Source organism: Amycolatopsis halotolerans, assembly GCF_042647905.1.
GTDB classification, from domain to species: domain Bacteria; phylum Actinomycetota; class Actinomycetes; order Mycobacteriales; family Pseudonocardiaceae; genus Amycolatopsis; species Amycolatopsis halotolerans.
On record NZ_JBHRWI010000066.1, the window covers coordinates 94,701 to 100,700 of the forward strand.

The following is a 6,000-nucleotide window of genomic DNA, read 5'->3' on the forward strand; positions in this document are numbered from 1 at the left end:
CCTCCGGAGGGAGAACCTTTGCTCACGCTGCTCGTCCGTTTCGTGCTCGGACCGCTGGTCCGCGCGCTGTACCGGCCCAAGGTCGAGGGCGTGGAGAACATCCCCGGGGACGGCCCGGTCCTGCTCGCCTCCAACCACCGGGCGGCGCTGGACACCGGTGTGATCACGTTCACCACGCCGCGGCAGGTCCGGTTCCTCGGCAAGGCCGAGTACTTCACCGGCAAGGGGCTCAAGGGCCGGTTCATCGCGAAATCGCTCGACGCGCTCGGCTACATCCCGGTCGAACGCGGCAACGCCCAGGCCGGGCTCGCCGCGCTCGAAGCGGGCCGCAAGGTCCTCACCGACGGCGGCGTGTTCGCGATCTACCCCGAGGGCACCCGCTCGCTCGACGGACGGCTGCACCGCGGGCACACCGGCGTCGCCGCACTCGCACTGTCCACCGGGGCGAAGGTGGTTCCGGTCGCGTTGTTCGGCACCGAAGGCATCCAGCCGAACGGCGCGAAAATCCCGCGGCCCGCCAAAATCCGGGTCCGATTCGGCGAGCCGCTGGACTTCTCGCGCTACGAGGGCCAGGACTCGTCCTCGGCGATCCGCCGGTCGGTGACCGACGAGATCATGTACGCGATCCTCGAGCTCTCCGGACAGGAATACGTCGACACCTATCACAAACGGCCGGACGAAAAAGCGTCGTAACGCGCTATCCGATCGAACGGCTCAGGATGTCGACCAGCTTGTCGGCGTCAGACGCGACACTGATCAACTCCCGGGTCTCCGGCCGCAGGAAACCCTTCTCCAGCATCTGGTCGGCGAACGCCACCAACGGCGAGTAATACCCGGCCACGTCGAGCAGTCCGATCGGCTTGCGGTGGATGCCGAGCTGCGCCCACGTCCACACCTCGAACAATTCCTCGAGGGTGCCGACGCCGCCGGGCAGCGCGACGAAAGCGTCCGACAACGCGGCCATTTTCGCCTTGCGCTGATGCATGTCGGCGACCACGTGCAATTCGGTGAGCCCGCCGTGCGCGATTTCCACGTTCGACAGCACTTCCGGGATCACGCCGATCACTTCGCCGCCCGCCTCGAGCGCGGCGTTGGCCACCACGCCCATGGTGCCGACGCTCGCGCCGCCGTAGACGAGGCCGATTCCCCGCTGCGCCAGCAGTTTCCCGACGCCGGCCGCCGCCTCGGCGTACTCCGGCGAAAAGCCCTGCGCCGAACCGCAGAACACACAGATCCGCATCAGTGCGTGTCCTCCCAAGCCTGGTAAGAATCCCGCACGACGCGCACCGCGTCGTCGATGTCGTCGGTCAGGTGCAGCAGGGCGAGGTCCTTCTCGCCGATTTTCCCGCCGCCCAGCACCGATTTCTCGATCCAGTCGTACAGCCCGCCCCAGTATTCGGTGCCGAACAGCACCACCGGGAACTTCGTGACCTTCTTGGTCTGGACCAGCGTGAGCGCCTCGAACAGTTCGTCGAGCGTGCCGAATCCGCCGGGAAGGCAGATGAACGCCTGCGAATACTTGACGAACATGGTCTTGCGCGCGAAGAAATAGCGGAAGTTCACGCCGAGGTCGACCCACGGGTTCAGGCCCTGCTCGAACGGCAGCTCGATGCCCAGCCCGACGGAGAACCCGCCCGCCTCGTTCGCGCCGCGGTTCACCGCTTCCATCGCGCCGGGGCCGCCGCCGGTCATCACCGCGAACCCGGCGTCGGCGAGCGCCGCCCCGATCTTGCGGCCCAGTTCGTATTCCGGGTTGTCGCGCTTGGTGCGCGCCGAACCGAACACCGTCACCGCGCGCGGAACCTCGGCAAGCGCACCGAACCCTTCGACGAACTCGGCCTGGATGCGCAGCACGCGCCACGGGTCGGTGTGCACCCAGTCGCTCGGCCCGCGCGAATCGAGCAGCCGCTGATCGGTGGTGCTGCCCTGATCGCGCCGATCGCGCCGGAGCACCACCGGGCCCTTGTGCCGCTCCACCGGACGTTCGGGGTACTGGCCGTCGGGAAACTCAGACTGTTCGCTCACCAGCCAAGCCTACGGGCCGATCGGCCGCGGCGGGCGCCCGCGTGGGCACCGGAGCGTGACGGATCGGTTGCCCGCGGCTGAACGCGCGAAAGCGGACCACCAGCGGGTTCCGGTCCTCCTACCAATGGCCGGTTGTCGGGAACTACCGACGAAAGTCGCCCGGCCCGTCCCGAATCGGCGTTTTCCCTGCTACGAGGCCACCTGAGAGGAATAGTCCTGATCGCTCCCGGGGTCCCGCTGGTCCGTTCAGCGCATTGACCGCCCCCGTGAGCGCTTTTTTACTCACGGTGTCCGCGGCCTGATCAGCCCAGCTCAACGCGTTGCGCTTTTCCCCATCGTGTACCCCGAAAGGACTGTCGATGACGTCCAGAAGAGGGCTCGCCACCGGCATCGCAAGTGTCGCCGGTCTCGCCCTTTCCCTGCTCGCGCTGCCGGTGACCCCGGCATCCGCGGCCCCCGCCCACCCCACCGCAGACCCGCAGGCCACCGCGATCGCGGCCGCCGACCGGGTCGCCGCCGCAGGCGCGGTCGGGCTCCGCAAGAGCTCGGCCGAGAGCCTGCACCGCGTCAGCACCACCCTGGGCGACGCCGGGCTGTATTACAACTCCTACGAGCGCACCTACGACGGCCTGCGGGTCGTCGGCGGGGATGCGGTGATCGTCGCCGACGGAACGGGCCGCGTGCGCGGCACCGACTCCGCCGACGGCGCGGCGATCACCGTGGGCACCACGCCTGCTGTCGACGCGGCGCGCGCGGCTTCGGTCGCCCGCGGCCAGCTGCCGACCGTGAGCACGGTGAGCAAGCCTGATCTGGTCGTTCTCGGCGGCGCACAGCCGAAACTGGCCTACGAGGTCGTCGTCAAGGGCCGCACCGCGAAGGCGCCGAGCAACCTGCACGTCTTCGTCGACGCCGCTACCGGCAAGGTCCTCGACCAGCGCGACGACGTGAAGGCCGAAAGCCCGGCGAAGGCCGGTTCGAACGCCGCGGCCCCGCGTGCGGCGGGCAACGGCAACAGCTACTACGCCGGCCAGGTCAACATCGACACGAGCGGCTCCGGCAGCTCGTACTCGATGCGCGACTCGACCCGGCCCGGCATCAGCTGCGGCCGCGAGGGCGGCTCGGTGTTCACGAAGTCCAGCAACAACTGGGGCAACGGGCAGGGCACCGACCTCGAAACCGGCTGCGTCGACGTGCTCTACACGGTGCAGACCGAGTGGAACATGCTCAAGGACTGGCTGGGCCGCAGCGGTATCGACGGCAACGGCAACGGTTTCCCGGCGTCGGTCGGCCTGAACGACGTCAACGCCTACTGGGACGGCTCGTCCACCCACTTCGGGCACTCGCAGGACAACCAGCGCCAGGCGACGTCGATGGACGTGGCGGGCCACGAGTTCGGGCACGGCATCTTCCAGAACACGCCGGGCGGCGCGGGTTCGGGCAACGAGAACGGCGGGCTCAACGAGTCCACCGGCGACGTGTTCGGCGCGCTGACCGAGTTCTACGCGAACAACCCGGTCGACACCCCGGACTTCACCGTCGGCGAGGGCGTGAACCTGGTCGGCAACGGCCCGATCCGCTACATGTACGACCCGAGCCGCGAGGGCGACCCGAACTGCTACTCGTCGTCGATCCCGAACACCGAGGTGCACGCGGCGGCGGGCCCGCAGAACCACTGGTTCTACCTGCTGTCCGAGGGCAACGCGCCGACCGACGGCCAGCCCGCCAGCCCGACCTGCAACAACAGCAGCGTCACCGGCATCGGCATCCAGAAGGCAGGCAAGATCTTCTACAACGGCCTGCTGCACAAGACCTCGTCCTGGAACCACAAGGCGGCCCGCAAGGCCACCCTGCAGGCGGCGGTCGACCTGTTCCCGGGCAGCTGCACCGAGTTCAACGCCACCAAGGCGGCGTGGGACGCGGTTTCGGTCGCCGCGGTTTCCGGTGAGGCCACCTGCACCGGCAACCCGCCCGCGGGCAACGACTTCTCGGTCGCGCTCTCGCCCTCGACCGCGACTGTCCAGCCTGGACAGTCGGCCACGTCGACGGTGACCACCAAGATCACCAACGGCAACGCGCAGTCGGTGAAGCTGACCGCGAGCGGCCTGCCCTCGGGCGCGACCGCGACGTTCAACCCGGCGACCGTCCAGTCCGGCGCCACCGCGACCGTCACGATCGCCACGACGGCCAGCACGCCGAACGGCACCAGCAAGGTCACGATCACCGCGACCGGCGCGAACGCCACCCACACCGCCGACTTCACGCTCACCGTGGGCAGCGGCAACCCGGGCGGCTGCGGCGGCGTGACGGCGTGGGACTCGAACAAGTTCTACGGTCCGGGCGACGTCGTCTCGTACCAGAGCCACAAGTGGACCTCGTCGTGGTACTCCGTCGGCGCTGAGCCGGGTGCGCCCGGTTCCTGGGCCGTCTGGACCGACAGCGGGGCCTGCTGACGCAGTAATCTCTCCCTAGTTCCCCCAGACCAGCCGGGCACGGCGCTTCGTGCCCGGCTGGTCTCTGTTCGTAGTTGTCCAGACCACCCATCCTCGAATTTGTCTAGACCATACGATCGGGGGTAGGCATCCCCCGCCGCCGCCGCTTACCGTTGCGGCAACACCGTTATCGGACGGGAGCCCGTGATGAACGGACGGAAATCGCGCTGGTTCGGGACCGCGATCGCGGCCCTGCTCGCACTGCCGCTGGCAGGAGTCGCCCCCGCCTCAGCGACCACCGCACCGCAATCCGACACCTGCGCGGTCAAGCCGAGACCGTCGGGCTCAGTACTGCAGGGTTACTGGGAAAACTGGGACGGAGCCTCGAACGGCGTCCACCCCGGCATGGGCTGGGTGCCGATCAACGACCCGAGCATGGCCGCACACGGCTACAACGTCATCAACGCCGCTTTCCCGGTGATCCTCTCCGACGGCACCGTGCAGTGGGAAGACGGCATGGACGCCACGGTCAAGGTCTCGACGCCCGCCGAGATGTGCGCGGCCAAAGACGCCGGCGCCACCATCCTGATGTCCATCGGCGGCGCGGCAGCGGGCATCGACCTGTCGTCCAGCTCGGTCGCCGACAAGTTCGTCAGCACCATCGTGCCGATCCTGAAGAAGTACAACTTCGACGGAATAGACATCGACATCGAAACGGGCTTGTCGAGCAGCGGCGACATCAACTCCCTGTCCCCGTCGCAAGCAAACCTGGAACGCATCATCGACGGCGTGCTGTCGCAGATGCCCTCCGGCTTCGGCCTGACCATGGCCCCGGAAACGGCCTACGTCACCGGAGGCTCGGTGACCTATGGCTCAATCTGGGGCGCATACCTGCCGATCATCAAGAAGTACGTGGACAACGGCCAGCTGTGGTGGCTGAACATGCAGTACTACAACGGCTCCATGTACGGCTGCTCCGGAGACAGCTACGAAGCCGGAACGGTGCAAGGCTTCACCGTGCAGACGCAGTGCCTGGACAAGGGCCTCACCGTACAAGGCACCACCATCCGCGTCCCCGCCGACAAACAGGTCCCCGGCCTCCCAGCCCAACCAGGCGCGGGCGGCGGCTACATGGACCCCGGCTCGGTTTCGCAGGCCTACCAAAGCGTCCCGGGCCTCAAAGGCCTGATGGACTGGTCAATCAACTGGGACGGCTCAAGGGGCTGGACCTTCGGCGACAACGTGAAGTCGCTGCAAGGCCGCTAGACCGCTGCGGGCCGGGGTGCTGCGCAAGGCGCCGCCCCGGCCACAGCTCACTTAACCGGGCCGCCGGGGAGACCCCCGCGGCCCTGAGTGCGTGAGGGGAACCCTCACGCACTCAGAGTCCCTCAGGGTTCCCCTCACGACCTTCCACACGCCGTGAGGGGCCCCTTCACGGAATCAGATTCCCTCAAGGAGCCCTTCACAGCCCACCCGCCCGCTCGCCGCGATGCGCCCCAATGAGGTTTTCTCAGTAGCGTCCGTGGTGTTCGTGGTGGGTGAGGAC

Annotated in this window: 5 protein-coding genes; 3 read left to right on the forward strand and 2 right to left on the reverse strand. The window is 68.0% G+C overall.

Features of this window, described 5'->3' with window-relative positions; all coding sequences use genetic code 11:
• The first annotated feature begins 18 nt into the window (after nt 1–18).
• Nucleotides 19–693, forward strand: a complete 675-nt coding sequence (locus ACFORO_RS41165) for a lysophospholipid acyltransferase family protein (RefSeq protein WP_354751007.1) — start codon at nt 19–21, stop codon at nt 691–693.
• Between the two features lie 4 nt (nt 694–697).
• Here the strand turns inward: ACFORO_RS41165 and ACFORO_RS41170 are convergent, their stop codons facing one another.
• Nucleotides 698–1,240 (reverse strand): LOG family protein, encoded by a 543-nt coding sequence (locus ACFORO_RS41170; protein WP_354751003.1) that lies wholly within the window; start codon nt 1,238–1,240, stop codon nt 698–700.
• Nucleotides 1,240–2,025 (reverse strand): LOG family protein, encoded by a 786-nt coding sequence (locus ACFORO_RS41175; RefSeq protein WP_354751004.1) that lies wholly within the window; start codon nt 2,023–2,025, stop codon nt 1,240–1,242. Before ACFORO_RS41175 ends, ACFORO_RS41170 begins: the two co-directional genes overlap by 1 nt.
• Nucleotides 2,026–2,384: 359 nt before the next feature.
• Here ACFORO_RS41175 and ACFORO_RS41180 point away from each other — a divergent pair, with 359 nt between their 5' ends.
• The gene (locus ACFORO_RS41180; RefSeq protein WP_377896751.1) at nt 2,385–4,475 is read left to right on the forward strand and encodes a M4 family metallopeptidase; all 2,091 of its coding nucleotides are present in this window, start codon (nt 2,385–2,387) and stop codon (nt 4,473–4,475) included.
• 186 nt (nt 4,476–4,661) lie between these two features.
• A complete protein-coding gene (locus tag ACFORO_RS41185; RefSeq protein ID WP_354751006.1) occupies nt 4,662–5,720 on the forward strand; it encodes a chitinase in 1,059 nt (352 codons plus the stop codon).
• Nucleotides 5,721–6,000: the final 280 nt, after the last annotated feature.

What these genes read in the sequence shown, in the direction of transcription:
- ACFORO_RS41170 (WP_354751003.1), bottom strand. Translation starts at nt 1,240, where the DNA reads ATGCGGATCTGTGTGTTCTGCGGTTCGGCGCAGGGCTTTTCGCCGGAG.
- ACFORO_RS41180 (WP_377896751.1), top strand. Translation starts at nt 2,385, where the DNA reads ATGACGTCCAGAAGAGGGCTCGCCACCGGCATCGCAAGTGTCGCCGGT.
- ACFORO_RS41185 (WP_354751006.1), top strand. Translation starts at nt 4,662, where the DNA reads ATGAACGGACGGAAATCGCGCTGGTTCGGGACCGCGATCGCGGCCCTG.